This is a genomic window from Seinonella peptonophila (assembly GCF_900129355.1).
GTDB classification, from domain to species: Bacteria; Bacillota; Bacilli; order Thermoactinomycetales; family Thermoactinomycetaceae; genus Seinonella; species Seinonella peptonophila.
The window spans coordinates 184,361-206,746 of sequence record NZ_FQVL01000001.1; the positions used below are offsets into that span (position 1 = coordinate 184,361).

Below are 22,386 nucleotides of genomic sequence, written 5' to 3' on the forward strand. Positions count from 1 at the left end.
AATATAAATTGTAGGCTCCATTATGTATAAATATGTTAGAATTTAAACTAATCATTTCGAAAGGAGGTCTGGGAATGAGCGAAGAAATTGAGGTTACAATTCCCCTACCATCCTATCAGGTTAAAACATTAGAATCGATTGCAAATAATGAGTATGGCAGTAGCAATGAAGTAGATAAAGTAGTCTTTTCGGCACTATTGGATTATTTTGAGTCTCGCGATCCAAGAGAAGTAACACAACGAATGGTGCAAGAGGGAATTGAAGTATTAGAAGATCATGTACGAGTCTTATTAGACTTGGTGAAAACTTTATTATTATCTTCCAGCTATGATACAGCGAAAATTCGTATTCTTTTGGAGCATCTTTTTGAACGTGAAATAGGACGGGATTTGATCGATGAGTTATATAATCGTACTAACCAATCTATTATCGAGCGTTTCCGCGAAGAAGAATTGGAAACCACGGCTCAATTGATCACAGACAATGAAAATTTACAATTAAGTCTACGTAAATGGGAAGAAAGAGAAGGGGAAATCGATCAATTAAAATCTCGTCAAGAGCAAGAAGGCAAAAAAAAGGAACAAGAATTTGCATCTGCTGTTCAAAGGGTGAATCAACAACTTGCTGAATCAGAAGAAAGACAGAAGAAAATGACAACATGGGTTAATGGCTTGCTTAATTTCTTAAACCAGCGTCAAGGTGACCCAAATACATTGATTCAGGAGTATGCGAGACAGAATCCTAAACCGAAAGGGGTTATTTAAATTTAATCAGGGGGGAGGATTTGATGAATAACGACATTATACAATATAAGGTTAAACTACCAAAAGAATTGGTGGGTCAAATCTCTGAAACATCTGATGTTGAATTAGTTGATGTGCTTCGGCTAAGTGTAGCTCGTTATCTTCAGACATATGCAGCAGAGAAAGTGATGTCTGAATTGATTAGTCAATATGTGGAACGAGCTGAGGGTCTATTTGAAGAGCGTTTTGATAAGATTACTAACTTATTAGCCAGTTTAAGTTATGTTAGCAAGTTTAACAATAACATTTTAAATGCTATTTTTGTAAATAATAATGGTAGTGAATCTGATTTAGAACGCTTTTACAATGAGGCGACAGATACAGTTCAAAAGTATTTTCAATTTGACGAAACAGAAGGCAATATTCTTCCGATTATGGAAGAGAATGACCAATTGCGTATTAAAGTACAGGAGCTTGAGAAAAGAGCGATTTCGCAAGCGGCAACAGCACAAACAACAGGTGGTGGAAATACTGCCGAACTTACTTATGCGAACCAATTGCCTGACGATAAGGCTGCTCTTGACCTAACAATCAAACGCATCACAGAACAAATTAAGATCATGGAGCAAAAAAAAGCGGAAGCAGAAAGACAGAAACGCGAAGTAGTCGTATGGATCAACGGCTTGATTACACATTTAGTTAATAATTACAGCCGCTTGAAAACAAACGAACAAATTATTCGGGCTTATATCAAAAGGAATCCTAAACCTAAGATTCAATAACAGATAGGGTGGAACATGATGGAACATGTATTGAGCATTGATAGTTTCTCTACAGAAGATTTACTTGCATTATTTCGACTTACTGATCGCATCAAACATTATCCTGATCGATATCGTGAAGTATTATCTAGTAAAGTGGTCGCTACTCTTTTTTATGAACCAAGTACTCGTACTAGGCTCTCCTTTGAGGCAGCCATACAGCGATTAGGAGGACATGTAATCAGTACAGAAAATGCACGTGAACTTTCCTCTGCTGTAAAAGGTGAAAATTTACGTGACACGATTCGTGTTGTTCATGGATATGCAGATGCTATCATTCTTCGACATTATGAAAATGAGGCGGCTGATATTGCTGCAAGCGTTGCCGATGTTCCAATCATTAATGCAGGAAGTGGTTCCAATGAACATCCAACGCAGGCGATGTTAGACCTTTACACAATCTATTCACATAAAGGAAGATGGAACCAGCTTTCATACGTCCTTTCAGGAGATCTTCGCTATGGACGTACTGTTCATTCTCTAGTCAAAAAACTATCTGAATCGCCAAATGTGACGATTTATGGCTTGAGTCATCCTGCATTTAGATTGCCTGAAGAATATATTGCTTTACTACATAAAAATAACATTCCATATCATGCATGTAGCCGAATCGAGGAGATTCCCTCAGATATAGATGTCATATATCATACACGGACTCAGTTGGAGCGGATGGAAGATTCTGATGAATCTGTCCAGGAAATTATTATAGATCTACAAGCTTTGAATCATTTTCGTGCTGAGACAATTCTACTTCATCCTCTCCCTCGTAATCGTGAAATCGCTACAGAAGTTGATCAAGACCCGCGAGCTCTTTATTTTGCCCAATCAAAAAATGGAATGTACGTACGAATGGCACTATTAACCACTTTATTAGGAGAGTAATTACACAACTTAACAACTATGTTGGTTCTCTACAATGACATCTAAGCGCTGTTTCAGGACATGGATGAATTTGCTGAATGGAACTGGATTGAGCAACTTGAATTATAAGAAAGTTTACCAAATGCTGTAATGCATATTCAGAGATCCGCCGGAGCTAAAGGCAGCAGTCTTCGGTGGATTTCGGAACATTGCTTTAAGTGGAATGAAGTTGCTTTTTCGTGCATGACTTGGAGCCAAAGATTCTGGGTCATGCGCTAATAAATATACATAATATTCAACTATCTAACATTCCCTTTCTTGGTGTTTTACATATCGCCTATAAAGAAGGATGAAATAAAAAAAGCAACCTTTGTAGTTAGTTTTTATGTTGCGGTTGCTATTGATTTCATTGTTCTTTCCGATCGCTTGTAAAGATGCAAAGGGCTCTTATAAGAATTTATGGTAAACTAAGAGTAGTATTTAAGGAAATGGAGATGTCAACCATTGTGAAGGAAGTAGACACTTGCGAAATTACGGTCATACATGAAGAACAAGTGCAACATGCGAAAGAGTCCATGTTGCCAGAGGATCAAATTGCTCGATTGTCAACTGTATTTCAAGCGTTTAGTGATCCGACTAGACTTCGAATTCTTCACTCGCTTCGACAAAATGAAATGTGTGTCTGTGATCTAGCAGCGTCATTAGAAATGACTCAATCAGCCGTATCGCATCAGTTACGAAAGTTGAAGCAAGCAAGAATGGTATCAAATCGTAAAGAGGGTCGAACGGTTTACTATCGTTTGCACGATGAGCATGTTGAAACATTATTACAAACTAGCCTTTTTCACATTCTACACACTTGAATGAGTTGACTCAGATAGATATCGATCAATATCAGGGCGTATTTTATTAGGGGAAGTGGTAGGTGCATAGCGCATCACAACTTCTCCATTATGATCGATCAGAAATTTTGTAAAATTCCATTTGATATCGTCATAGAGCACTCCTTTCGCTTTTTTAGTGAGATATTGAAATAAAGGATGTGCTCGATCTCCTTTTACATCGATTTTTGCAAAGATCGGGAAAGTAACATGATAATTGGTTTGACAAAATTTCAAGATTTCTTCTTCTGTTCCTGGTTCCTGATTCATAAATTGATTGCAGGGAAAAGCCAGAATGGTAAAGCCCTGCTCATGATAATCTTCGTAGAGTTTCTGCAATTCTTGATATTGTGGTGTAAATCCACATCTACTTGCCGTGTTAACAATTAATATAATCTGACCCTTATAGTCCTTTAGAGACTGGTTACTTCCATCGACACGCTTAGCCGAATAATCATATATGGTCAACTTTTTTCACTCCTATTTGCAAGTTTTCGTCTATTATGCTTCTTTTTAAAACGAACGTCAAAGCATTCTGTAGAAAGATCTCGAAAAAATGTTTTTTGTTAAATGGGAGAGGTCAATAAGTGAAACGACGAATACGAAGTCTAAGTGCGATTGGTTTAACTTTCTTCTGTCTATATGCTTTTTATTTATTTTATCAGTTTTACTATATAGAGAAACCTGTTAGAAAAGCTTTAAGAATTATACCAACCGCATCCATCTATACATTTGAGTTTACGACTGATCAAGTTCGGTTAAAAATCATTCTTCCCCCAAAATTCATCTCGAATTTCCCCGAATTATATAGTCGGTTAGATGAAGTAATAGGTGAACGTGATTTACTCATCCAGTTTAAAGGAAATCCAGATACACGATTGACAATGGCTTGGGATCGGATGATGTATGGTATCCAACAAGGTGTAACCAAAAAAGACTTTGTGAAGATTTATCAGACAGTTGATCGTATTTCAAAACAGAAAAATGTGGAATATCGTTTGTCGCATGAAGAGGATTGGGTTCTCATTCAATTAAAACATAATAAACATTTTTTATATCAGGTGGTCTTGTTAGATCATGAACGAATGGAGGAAGATGATATGATTTTGCATCGTTTGGAAATATTAAACATAATTAACTGAAGTTAGTCTGTTCAATAAAAATGCAGATTTGTTTAGGTATCTTTGTTAAGATAATGGTAGTTCAAGATAAAAGAAGGAGAATCTAGTTAAAATGAACCGATTATCGAAACGAGTACAACAGTTGACCCCTTCGCCAACTTTGGCGATTACAGCAAAGGCGCAAGAGCTGAAAGCTGCGGGACATAATGTGATTGGTTTAGGTGCGGGTGAACCAGATTTCAACACACCTAAACATATACTTGAAGCTGCTAAAAAAGCAATGGATGAAGGACAAACAAAATATACACCATCTTCAGGTATTCCAAAATTGCGCCAAGCGATTGTAGATAAGTTATCAAGAGAGAATGGATTGACCTATGTCCCTAGTCAGATCACTGTTACTGTTGGTGCAAAACATGGATTGTATAATTTATTTCAAGTACTTCTGAACAAGGGAGATGAAGTAATTGTTCCAATGCCTTATTGGGTAAGTTATTTGGATCAAATTACACTTGCTGAAGGACAACCTGTCATATTAACAACTGATGAGCAGCAGAATTTTAAAATCACACCAGAGCAACTAGAAGCTGCGATTACAGAGAAAACAAAAGCAGTTTTGATTAATTCTCCCTCTAACCCTACAGGGATGGTTTATACTCCTGAAGAATTACAAAAGATCGGAGAAATTTGTGTAAAATATGATCTTTGGATCATCTCAGATGAAATTTATGAGCATCTTGTATATGATGAACAATTTTCTCCTGTTAGCATTGCTAGTTTAGATCCGCGTTTTTATGAACGAACATTTGTCATTAATGGAGTTTCGAAGACGTATTCTATGACTGGTTGGCGAATTGGCTTTGTAGCGGGGCCAGCAGATGTAATCAATGTTATGAACGATTTATCAAGTCATAGTGTATCAAATCCAACATCTATCGCGCAGTTTGCAGCTTTAGCAGCTTTTACAGGCCCTCAAGAGCCCGTGAAAAAAATGAAAGCGGCATTTAAAGAAAGACGAGATTATGTAGTGAATAGAATTCATGAGATTGAGGGGCTATCTTGTTTAACTCCTCCAGGGGCATTTTATGTATTTATCAATATAAGAAAAGCTCTTGAAGAATCTCCTTACCAAAATTCTGATGAATGGTCAACTGCATTATTAGAAAAAGAGCAAGTTGCTGTTGTTCCAGGGTCTGCGTTCGGGTCCAACCACCATGTTCGCATTTCTTATGCTACATCGATAGAAGATTTGCAAGAAGCATTTAAACGAATTGAACATTTTACTAGCCATCTTGCTGTTAACCGATAAGTTAAGGGATAGGCCACTTCATGAAGTAGTGGTCTATCCGAATGATGATATGGAAACATTCTAGTTCTTGGGGTGTTTTATATATTTCAATCTAATAATGCCTATTTCTATTTTTCAATATGGAGAGTATAGATGATGTTACAAATAAAAAATAGTTTTGCCAGCGATAATTATTCAGGTACACATCCTGATGTGATGGAAGCAATGATTCAAGCAAATGGTGGTCATGTTCGATCCTATGGTGATGATCCATATACATCAACTGCTATTGAAAAGTTCAAACAACAATTTGGCGAAAATGCAGAAGTCTTTTTTGTATTCACTGGTACTGCTGCTAATGTATTAGCATTGAAGGCTGTTACCCAACCTTATCATTCGATTATTTGTGCTGAGAGTGCACATGTCCATGTTGATGAATGTGGAGCTCCAGAGCGTTTTACTGGATGTAAGCTACTCACTGTTCCCACGAAAAATGGAAAACTCACTGTAGCCCAACTCAAAAAACATCTAAAAAGGTTTGGGGATCCCCACCATAGTCAACCACGCGCAGTTACGATTACGCAAAACACTGAGTTAGGAACAGTTTACACCCTAGATGAAATCAAGGAGATTGTAGACTTCACGCATGAAAATGACATGATATTACATATGGATGGCTCAAGATTATCAAATGCAGCAGCTTCATTAAATGTTGGTTTAAAAGAATTAACAGCTGATCTAGGTGTAGATGTTCTCTCCTTTGGAGGATCGAAAAATGGAATGATGTATGGTGAGGCGGTAATATTTTTCAATCAGGAATATGCGAAGGACTTTCAGTATATTAGAAAACAAGGGATGCAGCTTGGCTCTAAGCAACGATTTATTGCTGCCCAATTCAATGCACTACTCACAAATGAGCGGTGGTTCAAAAATGCACATCATGCGAATTTAATGGCCAAAAGATTAGCAACACAACTTAAACAAATTCCTGCTATCAAAATTACTCAGAAGGTTGAATCAAATGTAGTTTTTGCATCTATGGAGCCTGCTTTGATTTACGATTTACAAAAAGTTACTCCTTTTTATATTTGGGATGAAGAAAAATCTGAAGTGCGTTGGATGACTTCCTTTGATACATCCGAAGAAGACGTTGATGCATTTGTGAAATTTATTCGTGATTATTCCACGAGGTGAAAACAATTATTGTGTTATAAATCCTGCGAAAGGTCCTATCATGCAATTTAAGCTCACAGAATGATCTCTTAAACCAATATTTAACGGGTCTAAGGAAACTTGCAGCAGTAAAGGATGAAGAAGAAGTTATCAGAGAATTAAATCAAGAAGATTATAAGCTAGAAGATCAAAATTTGTTAAGTGCTGAATGCGGGTTAAGTGTACTAGACGAATTAGATAAATAAGAAAGAGATGGTTTAATAAAGTCTTTTATTGAATATGAGTTTGCGCAATTTTCACCTGAAAATCTAAACGCTTCGATGCCCGTAAAATTGTCAATGTTGTTTCAAAGATTCGCTGGGGCAAGAACCTTTATGGAAAAGGTAGCACTTTATTATTTGCAAACAGACAAAAATCTTTGGAAAGAGTCTAGCAGTCAACGAGATCAGATCGATACTTTTCGTCAGAACACTCAAAATCAATTAATAGAACAACAAAATGACTTGTCTATTCAACTTTCTGCTTTACACAAACGATTGCAACCTCCATTATTACCAGATATAACGATAATGGAATCTCTACTTTCTCAAAAAGAACGCTGAAAAGTGTCATTTCATAATGAAATGACACTTTTTTTAGGTAAGCGGTCTAAATTCGTGTACCCAAACCTTTGCTTGTGGAATCCAACGCATTTTAGGATGGAGTGAGAGAATATAGTCCTTGTATGCTTGCAAATTGGAAAATCCTTCTTGCTTTGCATCATGATCTTGCATGTCACCCAATGATTGTTGATAAACTCGATATACTTCAAATTTTTGTCCTTGGAGTTTGAGAACTTCACCTGGATCAGCATAACGCCCATTACGACGAGTAGCTAATTTTTGACCCGAAAGTACTCGGTCGATATCTGTTTTTTGTGTAATTAAACGATCGATTGTGCATGTTTTCGGTGGAAGATGTTCTATCATACTCACCTCGTCTTTTGCTTGTTCAATACATTTTAACTCTTCTTGTTTAAATAATATCACTTTAGTTTTGTCCAAATCTAGGCAGGGATCAAAATCCTGGAAGATCATTAGTTGTACCCTGTTTCTCATTTGCGATATATTCATCAATAATTTTACACAGTAGGGGAATTCCTAATGCTATTTGTTTTTCTGTACTATTGGTAAAACTAAGTCGTAAATGGTTATGTTGCGGATTGGTTGGATAACAAGCTGAACCAGGAAAAAAGTCAACCCCCTGTTGTTTTGCGTAAAATAGTAGCTCCGTGCAGTTTATATGTTCAGGCAGTGTGATCCAAATATTAAAACCACCTTTTGGATATATCCAGTTTATCTTTGCCAAGGCATGTTTTTTTAACAGCTTTATTGAAAGATCACGTCGATATTTTAATTGGTCACGTAGTTGTTGTACCAATTGATCGAGCGATTGCTGTTGGAAAATGGGAAGGATAATCCATTGATTAAATAATGGATTTCCCATATCTGCATTTGTCTTTGTCCCTAGCAATCTGCGTAAAATACTTTTTTCTGCAGATAGAAAACCCACCCTACACCCAGGAGCTAGCATTTTGCTTAGCCCTTTCAGATAAATCACATGTCCTTTCCTATCGAATGATTTAATATGTGCAGGAGGAGGAGCATCAAAATAGATTTCACTCCAGGGATCATCTTCAAGAATTAAACAATTAACTTCTTCTGCTATTTCTAATAATTGTTTCCTTCTTCGTTCGCTCATAACTCGACCAGTCGGATTCTGATAAGTGGGGATTGTGTAAATAAGTTGTGGTTGATACGTATCTAGTAAACGAATCAAGTGATTGATTGAAATTCCCTCTTGATCCATCGGTACGGGAAGAACGGTTGCGCCTCGACTTCTAAAAACATCGATTGCACCTGGATAGGTTACTTCCTCCGTGATCACAATATCCCCAGGTCCTAAAAAGCATCTTGCTACTAAATCTATTCCTTGTTGAGAACCATTTGTGACTAAGATATCTTCAGCAGTGATCGGAATTTTTTCCCTATTTAAATACTTGGCAAATGCTTGTCGTAGAGGGAAAGCTCCTTGGATCTCCCCATATTGAACCAGCAATTCGGGATGAGTTTGGATGAGTTCTTTAACATGATTACTCAAAATTTGCGCAGGAAGAAGACTAGGGTCAACTACAGATAAAGAAAAATTAAGTTTAGCTGGATGTTGGCTATAATATAGTTGTTGAGCACGATGTAGATAATCAGGTATTTGTAACATTGTTACCATGTCATGATCTTGTGTATCAGACATCTCGTTTACGAAAGTACCTTTTCCTTGTACACGGGTAATATATTTTTCTTTTTCTAGCATAGTAAATGCTTGTATTACTGTAACTGGACTTACAGAAAGCTCTTTTGCCAGTTTACGAATGGAAGGAAGGCGAGCGCCTCCAGGAAAATAACCGGATTGAATACGGTCAGCAATTTCTTGGAAAATTTGTTTTGATAACGAAATTTGTGCTTGTCGATTCAATTCAATCTTCATTTAAATCCTCCTTCCAAGTATTAAGTGTTATAGTCCGTTATTGACTGTTATATACTACATTAAATAATATCATTCCGTAAACATATTTTTTAATATACTGAGGTGTATAAAATAATGTCTATACCAAAAGTAATTACAATAGCAGGCTCAGATAGCAGCGGAGGAGCAGGAATTCAGGCTGATCTAAAAACATTTCAAGAATTAGGAGTATATGGCATGACAGCTCTAACAACCATTGTCGCTATGGATCCAGACCAAGGATGGAATCATTTGGTCTTTCCTGTTAACTTAGAAACAGTACAAGAACAGACCAAAACAATTCTCGAGGGGATTGGTGTAGATGCATTAAAAACAGGGATGCTTGGATCGGTTGAAATTATTGAACATGTTGCTCAGCTGATCGATAAACACCAATTAGAACGAGTCGTGATTGATCCGGTGATGGTCTGCAAAGGAACTGATGAGGTGTTACATCCAGAAACAGCAGTAGCCATTCGGGAAAAATTAGTACCTCGTGCGACAATTGTTACGCCTAATCTGTTTGAAGCTGGGCAACTGAGTCAAACCAAAACCCCAACCAACTTGGAAGAAATGAAACAAGCTGCTTCCATTATCAAAGAATTAGGAGCAAAATATGTACTAATCAAGGGTGGCAGTAAATTGCAGCATGAACAAGCAATCGATTTACTCTATGACGGGGAAACATTTACAGTTTTAGAGTCAGAACGAATTAATACGACATATGTTCATGGAGCTGGTTGTACGTATGCTGCAGCAATAACAGCAGAATTGTCTAAGGGACAAGCTGTTCCTGAAGCCGTTCAATACGCTAAGCGATTTGTTACAGAAGCTATCCGTCATGGATTTAAACTCAATCAATATATTGGTCCAACGCTTCATATGGCTCATCGATTAAAATAATCATTTTTTAATATTGGTATAAGCATCTTCCATAAGGGAGATGCTTATTTTAAATAGGATTGAATATAAAATTATATTGAATTAACATGATCATTCGGTCATAATTGGGTATAGATGTATAGACCAATTATGCGAAGGAGGTTGTTATGAATTTTTTAGATCGTGAGCGTATTCAACTTGATGTATCAGTTGACACACCAGAAGCAGCCATAAGAGAAGCAGGGAAACTACTGGTCAAAAATGGAGATGTGGAAGAAGGTTATGTTGAAAAAATGGTAGAAGCCTTTCGTCAACATGGTCCCTATTTTGTGATAGCTCCTCAGATTGCTCTTCCACATGCAAGACCGGAAGATGGCGTGAACCAAGCTGCTCTATCATTGATTCGTTTAGAGAAACCGCTTTCATTTGGTCATCAAACCAATGATCCGGTTGAACTGGTATTCGCATTAGCTGCTTCATCGAGCAATGAGCATCTAGAGGTACTGCAAAGAATATCTAAGCTTCTAGGTAATAAGCAGACGATTCAACAATTGTTAATGACAGGTTCGGTCGATGAGATCGAGATCATAATAAAGGAGTTAAGTACATGAAAAAGATTTTAGCTGTTTGTGGTTTAGGACAAGGTACCAGTTTAATTTTAAGAATGAATATCGAACAGGTACTAAACGAATTTGGAGTCACCGCTGATGTTGAACATATGGATGTTTCAAGTGCTTCTGGAATTGAAGCAGATTTAATTGTGACGAATTCAGAATTAGCCAAGTCATTACCTGAGCAACAAGAAAAGATTGTAATCGTGGAAAATTATTTTGATTTAGATGAAATTAAAGATGCATTGCAAGGACATATATAGAAGGAGTTGATAATGTATGAATATACTTACTTGGGTTGCAAATAACATTTTTGGAACGCCTGCTATCTTACTAGGTATTATTGTATTTATTGGACTTCTTCTACAAAAAAAGACAGCGAGTCAGCTTATTACAGGGACTTTTAAAGCAATTATTGGATTTTTGATCATTAGCGCGGGGGCAGGAATCATTACAGGAGCGCTCAATATTTTTGAACCCATGTGGAAAGTTGTGTTTGGTATTCAGGTTCCACCGATGCAAGGTTTCCTAGGACAAACGAAATTCAACGAGCAATTTGGAAGCGCTGTAACGTTAGCAATGTCTATTGGTTTTCTGATCAATATATTATTAGCAAGACTAACCAAGCTAAAATATATCTATTTAACAGGACACATGATGTTTTGGACCACTACAATCTTCGCTGGAATTATTATCAATACTGCTGGTAATGTCTCATTCTGGCCTTTAGTCATTTTCCTCTCTGTTTTCATGGGTCTGTATTGGACCATTCAACCCGCACTCACACAACCATTCATGAAACGAATTACAAAGAATGACCAGATTGCTCTAGGTCATACCTCCGCCTCTGTTGCGCTGCTTGGCGCTGGATTAGGAAAATTATTCGGGAATAAAGAGAATGACGCAGAGAAAATCAAAGTGCCAAAGGGTCTTGAATTTATCAGGGATTCAAATGTGATTACAGGTTTGACCATGGGAGTTCTTTTCTTAATTGGTTCATTTTTTGTTTTAAGTGCTGGGAAAAATCCAGTTGCTGCTGAACTGATCAAAAATGCTGGTACGCAAAACTTTGCGATTTATTCGATTATCCAAGCACTTACTTTTACAGGTGGAATCGCCGTTGTATTAATGGGAGTGAGGATGTTTATAGGAGAACTGATTCCTGCTTTTAAAGGAATTGCAACACGGTTGGTTCCGGGCGCAAGACCGGCTTTAGATGTCCCCGTTGTTTATCCATATTCACCAAATGCAGTCACGCTTGGATTTATTGGGACGCTCGTTGGTGCTTTAATCTGGTTACTTGTACTGGGTCAAGGAATTGGTTATGTATTCGTACCAACGATGATTGTTTTATTCTTTCATGGCGCTGCCGCAGGTGTTTTCGGAAATATTACAGGTGGTGTACGCGGTGCATTGTTAGGAGGTTTTATTACTTCGACTGTTGTGGCATGGGGTCAATATTTGATGGTTACTAACATGATCACAAAAACCATTCCAGATACTGCAATGTGGGCTGCAGATTCAGATATGTTTATTTTAGGACCGATTGTACAGTTGTTCGCTAAAATTTTGTTCTAGGGAAGTGTCAATGAAATGAGTTTTATTCGAACATTTGAAGGCGACATCAAACCGGATACTTTAGGATTTACTTACTCACACGAACATATCATATGTCGTCCTCCGTATTGGGTTGAAAAGGGGGAAGACGATCTTCTGTTAGATGACTATGAGTCTTCGAAAAAAGATGTATTGGATTTTAAAAATGCTGGTGGTAAAACCATTGTAGATGCGACGGCAATCGATTATGGTCGAGATGTTGAAAGTGTTGCGCGTTTAGGTAAGGAAACAGGTGTGCAAATTATAGGAACTGCTGGATTTAATAAAAGTTTTTTATGGACTGCTCAATTGACGAGGTCACATCGAGAACAACTTGGAGAATATGAAACATATGGCCAGTGGATCGAGGAAGCTTCTGTTCAACAATTGACACAGCATGTTATTCGTGAAGTTGAAGAAGGACTTGAAGGTACTTCTTATCGCGGGGGGCAAGTAAAGTTTGGAACAGGATATAACCGGATTACACCGCTTGAAATAAAGACGATTCGAGCGGTAGCTCAAGCACATCATGAAACAAAAGCCCCTGTTCATTCGCATACGGAAGCAGGAACAATGGCATTAGAGCAGATTGAAATATTAAGACAAGAAAAAGTGAATCTCCATTATGTTAGCTTCGGACATATGGATCGAAATCCTGATCCGTACTATCATGAACAGATTGCGAAGACGGGAGCTTTTTTAAGTTTTGATGGTGTAGCGAAGATTAAATACTATCCAGAGAGTACAAGAATTAATTGTATTTTAGAGCTGGTGAAAAAGGGCTATGCTGACCAGATTTTAGTGAGTGGTGATACAGCTAGAAAAAGCTATTACAAGCACTATGATTATGGTCTAGGTTTAGAATATATTATTTCAAAATGGGTTCCAAGATTTATAGAAGAGGCAGAAAACCGAGGTTTCCATGGGCAAGAATTAATCGATAAGTTTTTTATCAGTAATCCCGCTCGATGCTTTAGATTTAAATAAAATGGCGGTGATCAGTTGATGCAGTTTGATAAACAGAATTCTTATGAGATATCTGATCTCATCCATTCATCAAAAACAGCGATTCTCCCGGTTGGTGCAGTTGAGGCACACGGACCCCATTTACCACTCGGAACTGATAATTTATTGGCCGAACGTCTCTCGAATTTACTTGCAAAGCGGGTAAATGGACTTGTTTTACCAACGCTTCCTTATGGGCAAGTTTGGAGCTTACGTGATTTTCCTGGGAGCTTAACTTTATCAAATCAAACATTAACTCAAATGATTGTCGAAATTGGTGAAAGTCTATTTCAACAGGGCATTCGTCTTTTTGTAATCGTGAATGGTCATTATGGCAATGCTGTTGCTCTAAAAGAAGCTGCTCGTGTCCTTTATGACTCATTTCAAAAGAATCGTGTCATGTGTATGTTTTATCCAGGAACGAAGAAAATTATTGAAGAAGTGCGTGAATCACCGTCAGTTCATGATAGCTATTTTCATGCTTGTGAGCTTGAAACATCTTATATGCTCTATTTAGCGAATGAATATGTTGATATGAGTCGTGCGATACAAGATATACCTGAGATTCCTGCTGAAACGGACATTTCACCTACTCCCTGGAGCCAATTTACAAAAAGTGCCGTATTAGGTGATGCAACGAAAGCAACCTATGATAAAGGAGAAAAAATTATACTAGCTGCATTGGATGAAATGGAGAGAATGATTTTAAAAGCAAAGGATGACTTAGGTTGTTAACAAATCGGCTACATGGTTTTCTACTATTTAATTTTCTGGTAAAAGATGATCAGAATCTAGTAGAAGTCTTAGAAGCAGGAAAAGGATATGTTGTACCAGGAATCACTGCCGCAGATCATTCAATAGAGGAGGGAATTCAAAAGGTTCGAACATTCAAGAAACATGTGGATATGGTGAGTATCGGTCTGGGCGGGAATGGTAATCCGGAAAATTGGAAGAAGGCGTTAACCATTGCTTCTACGACTGGTGCAGGTCATCTTAATCAACCATTCGAACGAGCTAGTTATGCTCAGGGATATTGTGAAGGTCAAGGGAAGCGTCAATGGGTCAATGCATTAGTAGCTCCCACAGGTGAAGTGGGTCAAGTTCAATTGAGCTCAGGGCAAAAGATGTCTACACATGCTTTTGTCGATTTGGTCTATACTTTAGGCATCCCATCAATTAAGTTAATGCCGATAAAGGGTTTAACTCATTTGGATGAATTGGTTGACCTGACACGTAAAGCTGCATATAGAGGAATAGAAGGAATTGAGCCAGCAGGTGGAATCTCTGTCGACAATATCGTTAATATGGTTGAAGCTGTTCAAACAAGTGGCATCAAGCTTTTTATGCCCCATATATTTGGTTCAACGATTGATCCTCAAACAAAACGTACCATTCCAGAGCAAGTGGCCATGATTTTAGAGAAGGTGAGTGGTTAGTGCAAATGATGAGTATGTATATCCAACAGATTCGAAAGCTTTTGGATCGTATAGAACAAGAAGGAGCGGAAGCCATTCGAAGAGGTGCTGATAAAATAGCTTCAGCAATTGAAAATGGAGGTATTGTACAGATATTTGGTTGTGGGCATTCACACATACTGGGTGAAGAGGTATTTTATCGAGCTGGCGGATTAGCACCTGTTCGTGTCATTTTTCATGAACCTTTAATGCTGCATGAAGGGGCAGTTACATCCTCGCAAATTGAAAGAAAAAATGATTATGTTGACTCATTTATAGAACAGGAAGAGATCCGTCCTGAAGATGTAGTCATTGTCGCTTCTACATCGGGCAAAAATCCAGTTCCAATCGATGTAGCATTAAGTGCAAAAGAAAAAGGTGCATATGTAATTGGTCTAACTTCTTCAGCTTATGCTAATGAGCCTTCCCGTCATAAAAGTGGAAAGCGTCTTTGGGAAGTTGTCGATTTAGTCTTAGACAACTATGTGGAGAAAGGTGATGCGATGATTCAACATCCAAGTTCATCAATTCGCTATGGTTCAGCTTCAACTGTGATTGGGGCTACAATTATTCATTCATTAATGATCGAGGTTACCAATCGCTTAATTGAAAATGGATATAATCCACCTCCTGTCTTTATAAGTGGTAATGTTGAGGGGGCTGACGAACATAACCAGAAACTCGTAGAAAAATATCAAGAACGTATTCCGTTGTTATCTTAGAGATGAAGCCTCTCGATGAAGTCATGAACTTCATCGAGAGGCTTTTTATTTTTCATATCTTCATTCATTTTTGTTATTAATTTGGTGAACATGGAAAACACTTCTGCTTCATCAGTTGGAGTTTAGAGCATTAAATTAATAAATTGCTAGTCTTTTATAATAATTATTTCCGGTATATAAATATTATTGGGAAGGGGAATTGAATAATGAAACTTAATCACGCGAATTTAACTGTGACCGATGTACATGCTGCTATGAAATTTTCTAGAAACATATTTTAATCTTGAATGTAAAGCTACAAAGGGAGATAATTTTGCAATAATGCTAGATGAGGATGGTTTTGTACTTACTTTGATGAAGGGAAAAGAAATCAATTATCCGAAAACTTTTCATATTGGTTTCTCACAGAGAAGTGAAGATCAAGTGGGCGAAATCAATAAGCGTATGAAAAAAGATGGATTTGATGTGAAACCACCTGTACACTCTCATGGTTATACTTATTATGTAAATGCACCAGGTGATTACTGTCGAAGTACTTTGCTAATTTCCCAAGCATTAAACCAGCTATAATTCAATGAACAACTTTAAGGAAGAGTGCCATTCAGTGGATAAATGGCACTCTTTTTCTTTTAATTCGATTTCCACTTAATATTACAACCAAGACTAGGCTTCTGTCTTTCTGGAACAGGTTTTCCAGCTAATATGGAATCTAGTGCTGCGCGGATTGAAGCACCATTTGGTTCGATTCCATTCCCTGGACGGGAGTCATCGAGTTGACCACGATAAACACATTTTAGTTCTTTATCAAAAATATAGAAATCAGGTGTACACGCTGCTTGATATGCTCTAGCTACTTCTTGTGTCTCATCATAAAGATAGGGGAAGGGGTATTGTAAATCTTCAGCTACCTGTTTCATATTTTCTGGAGAATCATCAGGGTATGAATCAGCATCATTCGAGTTAATACCGATAAAAGAAATACCTTTTTCTTTGTAATGATTTGCTACATTGATCAATTCTGCGTTAATATGTTTCACAAAGGGACAGTGATTACAGATAAAAAAGATTACCGTTGCAGTATCAGAAGCTAGCTCTTTAAGTGATAATGTTTGATTTGAGATCACATCAAGCAATTCAAATGGTGTAGCTGGATTTCCCAATGGGAACATATTGGATTCGGTTCTTGCCATTTCTAACACTCCTTTTTAACCAAGTATAACAAAGTCTATGGAAGAAGGGAGAATGGAGATGAAGAAAAAGAAATACGCCTTAGCTTTCTTTTTGGCAGCAATGGATAAAGGTTTTCGCGAACGTATATTTCTCGAACTCTTCTATGGGAATGTTAATTTTCTTTCATATGAAAAGGATGACTTAGAACGTAAAGGCTTGCTTCATCGGACAGTTACTCGAAGATTTTATCAGGTATTAAGAAAAGAAGCTGAAAGTAATGATTCAAACTCATTTCCAATTATAAATGAACAATTATGTGTAGCAAATTATGAATCCAAACTAGATCATTAGTTTGGATTTGTTTTTTTCTTTTTTTGAGTAATTTCTCAAATCAGTAGTTATCTCTTTCTATCGAGAAATAGGAAACCGAGTTTTAGGCGTAGAAGAGCTAAAATGCCGTAAAATTAAGCTTTTCAGCTCATTCTAAGGGTTACAAAAGAAATATTTTGTAACCCAACATATATGATATTGTTGAAGAACTTAGCCAGATTATATTAGGTTCATAATTTTGCTTGTAATCTTTTCTTACAACACAAAAACTAATTTTAACTAAACCATTTTTCAGAGTGTTCATTTGAAAATCAAAATTAACTTTTTCGAAAATTGTAGTAACAGAATTCTACCATCGTTTACCCCTAACATTACATTTTTTTAAGGTTACAAAATTTTTCGGTACCCTATCAGAGGTTATATTATTTTTAAATCGATCATTACTGTTTAACATGCTCCATTTCTCTATCCAATTCTAAAGCAGGTTCAAAATCAACTTCTACTTCCAATGTACCTGACGGTCCAAAGAATTCGTAGTGAATTTGTTCTTCAGATACTCCCCATTGTTTTAATGCACCATATACTGCCTTCATAAATGGAATAGGGCCACAAAAATAAAAATCGGCTTGGGAATCTGGCAATATTGTTTGTAACCAATCCAACGTGAAAAATCCTTCCATATGATAGTTCTCTTTTTCACGATCTTCATCTGTTGGCTGTGAATAGATAAAAAAGGCTCGGAAATTTGTATTGTTCTGCGAAAGCTCATCGACATGATCACGAAATGCATGAACCTTGCTGTTGGCAGCAGCTTGAATAAATGTAACTTGGCGATCAGATTTTGTCTCCATTAAATAGTTAAGCATGCTCATCAACGGAGTAACTCCAACTCCTCCACTAATAAGCACAACAGAACGATCACTTTTCTTATTTAAAGTAAATATACCAGCTGGAGAACTTAATTCGACTTTATCTCCTTCTATAACATAGTCGTGCAAAAAATTAGAAACCATCCCTTCTGGTGAATGATTCGTTGCGCTTTCTATTTTCACTCTAATTCGATAATAGTCTTTCCCAGGAGCATCTGATAAGCTATATTCACGAATTTGTGTATACTTCTGGTCAGGCATGTTTACTCTTATACTAATATATTGACCGGATTCAAAAGAGGTAATCGCATTTCCATCTTGGGTTTCAAATAAAATGAGGTAATCACTCCACTTTCTTTCACTTTTCGATCTACAATAAACTCGCGAAAACCCTTCCATCCACCAGATTGTTTTTCGGATTTCCTATACAAGTCTGCTTCAGTTTGAATAAATACATTTGCAATAATTTGGTACGCTTCTGTCCATGCATCGATAATTTCATCAGAATCTGCACCACATAACACATCTTTGATTGCAGCAATTAGATTTTCGCCAACTATCGGATATTGCTTCGGAGTTATACCTAAACTCCTGTGTTTATGGGAAATCAATTTCACTTGATCTAAGATCTCCTCTAAGTTATCAATATGCATTGCAGCTGCATAAACTGCATTTGCTAAAGCAGTTTGTTGTCTTCCTTGTTTTTGGTTGGCATGATTAAATATTAAGTAGTTCAGGGTGATTTTTAAATAACAACTCATAAAAGCGGGTCGTAATATCTGTTCCATGTTTCTCTAAATCCGGAACCGTAGTTTTAATAATCTTTACTTTCTCCGCACTTATTTCATAAATCGATGCCCCTTTAAACCTTTTGCTTAGTATCTCCTTTCTTTTTATTTATATTGATCTATCATTCTTAGGAGCATTTCCCTGTTAAAAAGAATCAAATATACAAAATATAACAATCATGATTTTGTAACTCTAAAAAACTAACAAACTAATGATATCCATCTACTCTAGTTTTTAAATTTATTCTTTTATTCAGATCCAATTATTTACATTTTTTCATATTTTCCGGATCTGCTACTGATGTGTCCATGCATCAATGAACTTCTTCTTCTTTATTGCTTTTAAAAAAGATACATTTCGATAATGGATGGATTCCCTTACAACACTGCGTTGAATTTCCAATCTACAGTTTTTGTTTAATGATGTATCATTCCACTTCCGTATGTCCAGGGATTGAAGATTAATCAAGAGATTGGAGATCGGTAAAGGTTAAATGCAGGTCAGCCTGTAGCTGCTTTGACTATCGTTAACGGGGGCAGTTATTCTGAGTTGTCCCTGTTTTAACAAAATTGATCTTATGATCTTTCCGCAGCCCATGCTTCTCCATCGAATGTCACAACAGCTGCCATTGATCCGCTCATCTTTAGAAGGGAAAATAGTACTACACATAAAATAACGGATACAACCATAAAAATAAAATCATGACCACCCGTGCATATGGACGGGTGGTTGCCCTTGTTATTAACAAAAGTACTGGCTGTTTTTAACTTCATCAACGCATCAACCCTTTACTGTCGCACAGAATGAAAAATGGCGAGATCAGTCTCTATTGGTAGCTTGTTTCCAATACAGACATAATACGGAACGTTTCTTAGTTATATAAAAATTGACTCATATTCTGAAAAATGTTACGATTCCCATGTCTTAGTTTATGAGTTTTCATAGGAGGTTACAGATGACAATCACTCCGGAAATCCAGTGCGTAAAAAAAAATCCCACAATCCCATCAAGAAGAAAAATTGAAATCGCAAATTGGATTGAACACTTAAAAATGATCCCCCATCCCGAAGGAGGCTATTATCGAGAGATTTATAAATCTCAGGAATTTATTTCAGATCAAGAATTAACAACAATACGTTATCATGGGAAACGCAGACTTTCTTCAAGTATTTATTTTTTATTACCTTCAAACGAAGTATCTAGATTCCATCGATTAATTTCAGATGAATTATGGTATTACCATCATGGCAGTCCATTAAACATATTTATAATCCATCCTTCTGGAAAATTAGAGAAAATCAAATTAGGTCCCAATTGGAGAAATGGAGAAGTTTTACAAGCTATCATACCTAGGGGGTCCATTTTTGGTTCAACAGTAATTGATGAGGGCTATTATTCATTGGTCGGCTGCATGGTATCTCCTGGATTTGAATTTTCTGATTTTACACTATTTAGACGAGACGAATTGCTTAGACTATATCCTCAACATGCAGATATTATTTCACGACTTACAATACCTTGATAGTAGGATATCCAATAAAGGGTATCCTTATTATTTGAGAATAGACGAAAACTTGTTAATATAGTATGATAACGTTTGAATACTATATTAACCAATTTATGAAAACACTAATGAATACATAATTATTTGTAGTAAAATAGATTATGAAAGGGGGGATATTTATGATCATCGAACAACAATCATCCATTCATATTACACAGTATCTAAATCGGATTATGGAGGAAGATCATACACCTTCTTATCAACGAATTTGGATAGACAAATATCATGGTACAACGATCTTTAATCCCCAACAGATCGCCGAGCTAACAGTAAAACAAAAGGAAGAGCCTAGAAGAGCGGATCAACGATATGTTCGAACACTCGGACCTGACCCAAAAACCAAACAATGGTGCCAAACATTAAATGATCTTCTATTACAATCTCGGGAACCCCATCCAAACAGTCATGGATTGGAAAAAGGACGCAATACATCCACATATATTGAACCGCATCGAACACAAAAGAAAGTACTTTCTGTGTCCCTATATAATGCATTTAGCTCTGTAGGAAAAAAACGGGTTACTTCTATTGCTAGACATTTACTTGGAATTGAAGGAAATGCAGCTACATTTTTTGGCGAAATTGCAACAAAACATGGAAAGTTGAACTTAGGAAATCCTTTAGCACCTCAATTGTTGAATATCCAAGCATATAAAATGGATCGCTATCTAACCGATTTTGTTCGTAAATATGGATTAGAATATAGTCGCTTTTTAGATGAACTCACCTTCTCATCTGCCTACTTTATCCAGACAGAAACAATTGCAAAGATTAAAAGAATTATATCTCGCTGTGGGTGGATGATTGATAATGAGACAGTTAATATTCAATCAGGCAATCACTTTATAATAGCTGGTCATGTTGTTGTTCCTCGCGAAGGAGTTGTCCGCGAAAAGAAAGAACATCGAAAAGAAGCCACAAACACCATTCCTTCTATCAATCAATCCCATACAAATCAAGCGAATAAAGCATTAAAAACTTTAACAAACCCTTCAGATCGATTGTCACGCGAAAAAGGGCTAATCCGAAATCTAAAGGGATTATTAAATCGTAAATAGGATAAAAAATTCAACATATTTCTTGCTTGCTAGTTTCCATTTAGTTGAAGCTAGCTTTTTTCTTTTGCGCCTTAAATTATATAAGAAGTTCGAATTACTATATAGTTGCCCAATATATAAAAATCTCAAATAAACCAAGAATCAGCAGAAAACAACCTACCATTCTTCTAATCACCTTGCTCCATTGATTCAATTGATTTTTCCAACGATTTTCAACGCCACTGATGGTAATAATCGCCATGATCAATAACAATGGGAGTGCTGTACCGATTCCAAACAATAGTGGAAAAATGATACTCTTTCCCTCCGATAACAAAAGTGGAACAAAACCACCGAAAAAAATAACTACCATAGTGGGGCAAAAAGCTAAAGAAAACGTCACACCCATTAAAAATGCACCTAAAACTCCACCACTTCTTTTTTTAATAATAGACAAATGATTTGTTACTTTGCGTAATGACATGGGCCATGATAACCAACCTATAAGAAATAATCCCATCAAAATAAAGAGAGGACCCATCCATTTGCGCATAATTGAAAAAATTGGAATCGCTTCTTGCGCTAAAGACTTTCCTAAATAAAGCGTTAAGTATCCGAGCGTAGCATACACAAGAACTTTTCCGATTACATAAGCACTCATCTCTAACCAGATTTTCCTACTCTGAACACGTTGAGCGCTAAAAAAAGCAATCGCACCCATGTTTGAGGTCAATTGACAGGGAGAAAGCGCACCTGTAATGCCTAAAAAAAAGACTATGAATATAGAGATTTGCGTTGTAAAGACTACTTTTTCAAATGGATAACTCATCCATTGACTTAATTCGGTTAACCAATGGTACAATATTTCAACCCCTATTCTTGTTATCTATATCCTATTTATTACTATTGTGATGTATCTCTTTACATG

Annotated in this window: 24 protein-coding genes and 2 pseudogenes; 20 read left to right on the forward strand and 6 right to left on the reverse strand. The window is 36.7% G+C overall.

Annotation, left to right across the window (positions count from 1 at the left end; all coding sequences use genetic code 11):
- The first annotated feature begins 74 nt into the window (after positions 1-74).
- The 4 genes from BUB71_RS00855 to BUB71_RS00870 all read left to right on the forward strand — a co-directional run bounded on the left by BUB71_RS00855 (position 75) and on the right by BUB71_RS00870 (position 3,288).
- The gene (locus BUB71_RS00855) at positions 75-764 is read left to right on the forward strand and encodes a hypothetical protein (RefSeq protein WP_073150470.1); all 690 of its coding nucleotides are present in this window, start codon (positions 75-77) and stop codon (positions 762-764) included.
- Positions 765-787: 23 nt separating this feature from the next.
- Complete coding sequence (locus BUB71_RS00860) at positions 788-1,525, forward strand: hypothetical protein (RefSeq protein ID WP_073150473.1); 738 nt, start codon at positions 788-790, stop codon at positions 1,523-1,525.
- Between the two features lie 15 nt (positions 1,526-1,540).
- The gene (gene pyrB / locus BUB71_RS00865; RefSeq protein WP_073150476.1) at positions 1,541-2,446 is read left to right on the forward strand and encodes an aspartate carbamoyltransferase; all 906 of its coding nucleotides are present in this window, start codon (positions 1,541-1,543) and stop codon (positions 2,444-2,446) included.
- 473 nt (positions 2,447-2,919) lie between these two features.
- A complete protein-coding gene (locus tag BUB71_RS00870) occupies positions 2,920-3,288 on the forward strand; it encodes an ArsR/SmtB family transcription factor (protein WP_084730884.1) in 369 nt (122 codons plus the stop codon).
- Here the strand turns inward: BUB71_RS00870 and BUB71_RS00875 are convergent.
- The gene (locus BUB71_RS00875) at positions 3,277-3,774 is read right to left on the reverse strand and encodes a glutathione peroxidase (protein WP_073150479.1); all 498 of its coding nucleotides are present in this window, start codon (positions 3,772-3,774) and stop codon (positions 3,277-3,279) included. The two genes, BUB71_RS00870 and BUB71_RS00875, sit on opposite strands and share 12 nt — an antisense overlap.
- A gap of 119 nt (positions 3,775-3,893) precedes the next feature.
- Here BUB71_RS00875 and BUB71_RS00880 point away from each other — a divergent pair, with 119 nt between their 5' ends.
- From BUB71_RS00880 to BUB71_RS00895, 4 genes are all read left to right on the forward strand, one after another.
- Entirely contained in the window at positions 3,894-4,448 is a 555-nt protein-coding gene (locus BUB71_RS00880; RefSeq protein ID WP_073150483.1) for a hypothetical protein, read from the forward strand.
- A gap of 91 nt (positions 4,449-4,539) precedes the next feature.
- Complete coding sequence (locus BUB71_RS00885) at positions 4,540-5,736, forward strand: pyridoxal phosphate-dependent aminotransferase (RefSeq protein WP_073150487.1); 1,197 nt, start codon at positions 4,540-4,542, stop codon at positions 5,734-5,736.
- Between the two features lie 132 nt (positions 5,737-5,868).
- Positions 5,869-6,909 (forward strand): threonine aldolase family protein, encoded by a 1,041-nt coding sequence (locus tag BUB71_RS00890; protein WP_245815483.1) that lies wholly within the window; start codon positions 5,869-5,871, stop codon positions 6,907-6,909.
- Between the two features lie 353 nt (positions 6,910-7,262).
- Positions 7,263-7,490, forward strand: coding sequence for a hypothetical protein (locus tag BUB71_RS00895; protein ID WP_073150491.1), 228 nt, complete (start codon positions 7,263-7,265; stop codon positions 7,488-7,490).
- 33 nt (positions 7,491-7,523) lie between these two features.
- Here the strand turns inward: BUB71_RS00895 and BUB71_RS00900 are convergent, their stop codons facing one another.
- Both BUB71_RS00900 and pdxR read right to left on the reverse strand, forming a co-directional pair.
- Entirely contained in the window at positions 7,524-7,856 is a 333-nt protein-coding gene (locus tag BUB71_RS00900) for an ASCH domain-containing protein (protein WP_073152596.1), read from the reverse strand.
- Positions 7,857-7,944: 88 nt separating this feature from the next.
- Positions 7,945-9,411, reverse strand: a complete 1,467-nt coding sequence (gene pdxR / locus BUB71_RS00905; protein ID WP_073150495.1) for a MocR-like pyridoxine biosynthesis transcription factor PdxR — start codon at positions 9,409-9,411, stop codon at positions 7,945-7,947.
- Between the two features lie 114 nt (positions 9,412-9,525).
- On the opposite strand from pdxR, the gene pdxK reads away from it, so the two are divergent.
- The 9 genes and pseudogenes from pdxK to BUB71_RS00950 all read left to right on the forward strand — a co-directional run bounded on the left by pdxK (position 9,526) and on the right by BUB71_RS00950 (position 16,243).
- Positions 9,526-10,332 (forward strand): pyridoxine/pyridoxal/pyridoxamine kinase, encoded by an 807-nt coding sequence (pdxK, locus tag BUB71_RS00910; protein ID WP_073150499.1) that lies wholly within the window; start codon positions 9,526-9,528, stop codon positions 10,330-10,332.
- A 146-nt stretch (positions 10,333-10,478) separates the two neighbouring features.
- On the forward strand, positions 10,479-10,922 hold the full coding sequence (locus BUB71_RS00915; protein ID WP_073150502.1) for a PTS sugar transporter subunit IIA: 444 nt from the start codon (positions 10,479-10,481) through the stop codon (positions 10,920-10,922).
- On the forward strand, positions 10,919-11,185 hold the full coding sequence (locus tag BUB71_RS00920) for a PTS sugar transporter subunit IIB (protein ID WP_073150505.1): 267 nt from the start codon (positions 10,919-10,921) through the stop codon (positions 11,183-11,185). Before BUB71_RS00915 ends, BUB71_RS00920 begins: the two co-directional genes overlap by 4 nt.
- 16 nt (positions 11,186-11,201) lie before the next feature.
- On the forward strand, positions 11,202-12,500 hold the full coding sequence (locus BUB71_RS00925) for a PTS ascorbate transporter subunit IIC (protein WP_073150508.1): 1,299 nt from the start codon (positions 11,202-11,204) through the stop codon (positions 12,498-12,500).
- A 15-nt stretch (positions 12,501-12,515) separates the two neighbouring features.
- A complete protein-coding gene (locus tag BUB71_RS00930; protein WP_073150511.1) occupies positions 12,516-13,505 on the forward strand; it encodes a phosphotriesterase family protein in 990 nt (329 codons plus the stop codon).
- An 18-nt stretch (positions 13,506-13,523) separates the two neighbouring features.
- Positions 13,524-14,258 (forward strand): creatininase family protein, encoded by a 735-nt coding sequence (locus tag BUB71_RS00935; RefSeq protein WP_073150514.1) that lies wholly within the window; start codon positions 13,524-13,526, stop codon positions 14,256-14,258.
- Positions 14,252-14,959: a KDGP aldolase gene (locus BUB71_RS00940; protein ID WP_073150517.1), complete on the forward strand. Its 708-nt coding sequence runs from the start codon at positions 14,252-14,254 to the stop codon at positions 14,957-14,959. Before BUB71_RS00935 ends, BUB71_RS00940 begins: the two co-directional genes overlap by 7 nt.
- 5 nt (positions 14,960-14,964) lie before the next feature.
- The gene (locus tag BUB71_RS00945) at positions 14,965-15,699 is read left to right on the forward strand and encodes an SIS domain-containing protein (protein ID WP_073152600.1); all 735 of its coding nucleotides are present in this window, start codon (positions 14,965-14,967) and stop codon (positions 15,697-15,699) included.
- 206 nt (positions 15,700-15,905) lie between these two features.
- Positions 15,906-16,243 (forward strand): annotated as a pseudogene (locus BUB71_RS00950) (VOC family protein).
- Positions 16,244-16,328: 85 nt separating this feature from the next.
- Here the strand turns inward: BUB71_RS00950 and BUB71_RS00955 are convergent.
- A complete protein-coding gene (locus BUB71_RS00955; RefSeq protein WP_073150520.1) occupies positions 16,329-16,889 on the reverse strand; it encodes a thioredoxin family protein in 561 nt (186 codons plus the stop codon).
- 58 nt (positions 16,890-16,947) lie between these two features.
- Here BUB71_RS00955 and BUB71_RS00960 point away from each other — a divergent pair, with 58 nt between their 5' ends.
- The gene (locus tag BUB71_RS00960; protein ID WP_139278944.1) at positions 16,948-17,220 is read left to right on the forward strand and encodes a hypothetical protein; all 273 of its coding nucleotides are present in this window, start codon (positions 16,948-16,950) and stop codon (positions 17,218-17,220) included.
- Between the two features lie 419 nt (positions 17,221-17,639).
- Here the strand turns inward: BUB71_RS00960 and hmpA are convergent.
- Positions 17,640-18,911: pseudogene (hmpA, locus tag BUB71_RS00965) on the reverse strand (NO-inducible flavohemoprotein).
- 901 nt (positions 18,912-19,812) lie between these two features.
- Between hmpA and BUB71_RS00975 the strand changes: the two are divergent.
- Positions 19,813-20,379: a cupin domain-containing protein gene (locus tag BUB71_RS00975; RefSeq protein WP_084730886.1), complete on the forward strand. Its 567-nt coding sequence runs from the start codon at positions 19,813-19,815 to the stop codon at positions 20,377-20,379.
- Positions 20,380-20,540: 161 nt separating this feature from the next.
- A complete protein-coding gene (locus tag BUB71_RS00980; RefSeq protein ID WP_073150531.1) occupies positions 20,541-21,479 on the forward strand; it encodes an RNA-dependent RNA polymerase family protein in 939 nt (312 codons plus the stop codon).
- Positions 21,480-21,576: 97 nt separating this feature from the next.
- On the opposite strand, the gene BUB71_RS00985 is transcribed toward BUB71_RS00980, so the two are convergent.
- Positions 21,577-22,320 (reverse strand): urease accessory protein UreH domain-containing protein, encoded by a 744-nt coding sequence (locus BUB71_RS00985; protein WP_073150534.1) that lies wholly within the window; start codon positions 22,318-22,320, stop codon positions 21,577-21,579.
- Between the last annotated feature and the right edge of the window lie 66 nt (positions 22,321-22,386).

What these genes read in the sequence shown, in the direction of transcription:
- BUB71_RS00855 (WP_073150470.1), top strand. Translation starts at nt 75, where the DNA reads ATGAGCGAAGAAATTGAGGTTACAATTCCCCTACCATCCTATCAGGTT.
- BUB71_RS00860 (WP_073150473.1), top strand. Translation starts at nt 788, where the DNA reads ATGAATAACGACATTATACAATATAAGGTTAAACTACCAAAAGAATTG.
- pyrB (WP_073150476.1), top strand. Translation starts at nt 1,541, where the DNA reads ATGATGGAACATGTATTGAGCATTGATAGTTTCTCTACAGAAGATTTA.
- BUB71_RS00870 (WP_084730884.1), top strand. Translation starts at nt 2,920, where the DNA reads ATGTCAACCATTGTGAAGGAAGTAGACACTTGCGAAATTACGGTCATA.
- BUB71_RS00885 (WP_073150487.1), top strand. Translation starts at nt 4,540, where the DNA reads ATGAACCGATTATCGAAACGAGTACAACAGTTGACCCCTTCGCCAACT.
- BUB71_RS00890 (WP_245815483.1), top strand. Translation starts at nt 5,869, where the DNA reads ATGATGTTACAAATAAAAAATAGTTTTGCCAGCGATAATTATTCAGGT.
- BUB71_RS00895 (WP_073150491.1), top strand. Translation starts at nt 7,263, where the DNA reads ATGGAAAAGGTAGCACTTTATTATTTGCAAACAGACAAAAATCTTTGG.
- BUB71_RS00900 (WP_073152596.1), bottom strand. Translation starts at nt 7,856, where the DNA reads ATGATAGAACATCTTCCACCGAAAACATGCACAATCGATCGTTTAATT.
- pdxR (WP_073150495.1), bottom strand. Translation starts at nt 9,411, where the DNA reads ATGAAGATTGAATTGAATCGACAAGCACAAATTTCGTTATCAAAACAA.
- pdxK (WP_073150499.1), top strand. Translation starts at nt 9,526, where the DNA reads ATGTCTATACCAAAAGTAATTACAATAGCAGGCTCAGATAGCAGCGGA.
- BUB71_RS00915 (WP_073150502.1), top strand. Translation starts at nt 10,479, where the DNA reads ATGAATTTTTTAGATCGTGAGCGTATTCAACTTGATGTATCAGTTGAC.
- BUB71_RS00920 (WP_073150505.1), top strand. Translation starts at nt 10,919, where the DNA reads ATGAAAAAGATTTTAGCTGTTTGTGGTTTAGGACAAGGTACCAGTTTA.
- BUB71_RS00925 (WP_073150508.1), top strand. Translation starts at nt 11,202, where the DNA reads ATGAATATACTTACTTGGGTTGCAAATAACATTTTTGGAACGCCTGCT.
- BUB71_RS00930 (WP_073150511.1), top strand. Translation starts at nt 12,516, where the DNA reads ATGAGTTTTATTCGAACATTTGAAGGCGACATCAAACCGGATACTTTA.
- BUB71_RS00935 (WP_073150514.1), top strand. Translation starts at nt 13,524, where the DNA reads ATGCAGTTTGATAAACAGAATTCTTATGAGATATCTGATCTCATCCAT.
- BUB71_RS00945 (WP_073152600.1), top strand. Translation starts at nt 14,965, where the DNA reads ATGATGAGTATGTATATCCAACAGATTCGAAAGCTTTTGGATCGTATA.
- BUB71_RS00955 (WP_073150520.1), bottom strand. Translation starts at nt 16,889, where the DNA reads ATGGCAAGAACCGAATCCAATATGTTCCCATTGGGAAATCCAGCTACA.
- BUB71_RS00960 (WP_139278944.1), top strand. Translation starts at nt 16,948, where the DNA reads ATGAAGAAAAAGAAATACGCCTTAGCTTTCTTTTTGGCAGCAATGGAT.
- BUB71_RS00975 (WP_084730886.1), top strand. Translation starts at nt 19,813, where the DNA reads ATGACAATCACTCCGGAAATCCAGTGCGTAAAAAAAAATCCCACAATC.
- BUB71_RS00980 (WP_073150531.1), top strand. Translation starts at nt 20,541, where the DNA reads ATGATCATCGAACAACAATCATCCATTCATATTACACAGTATCTAAAT.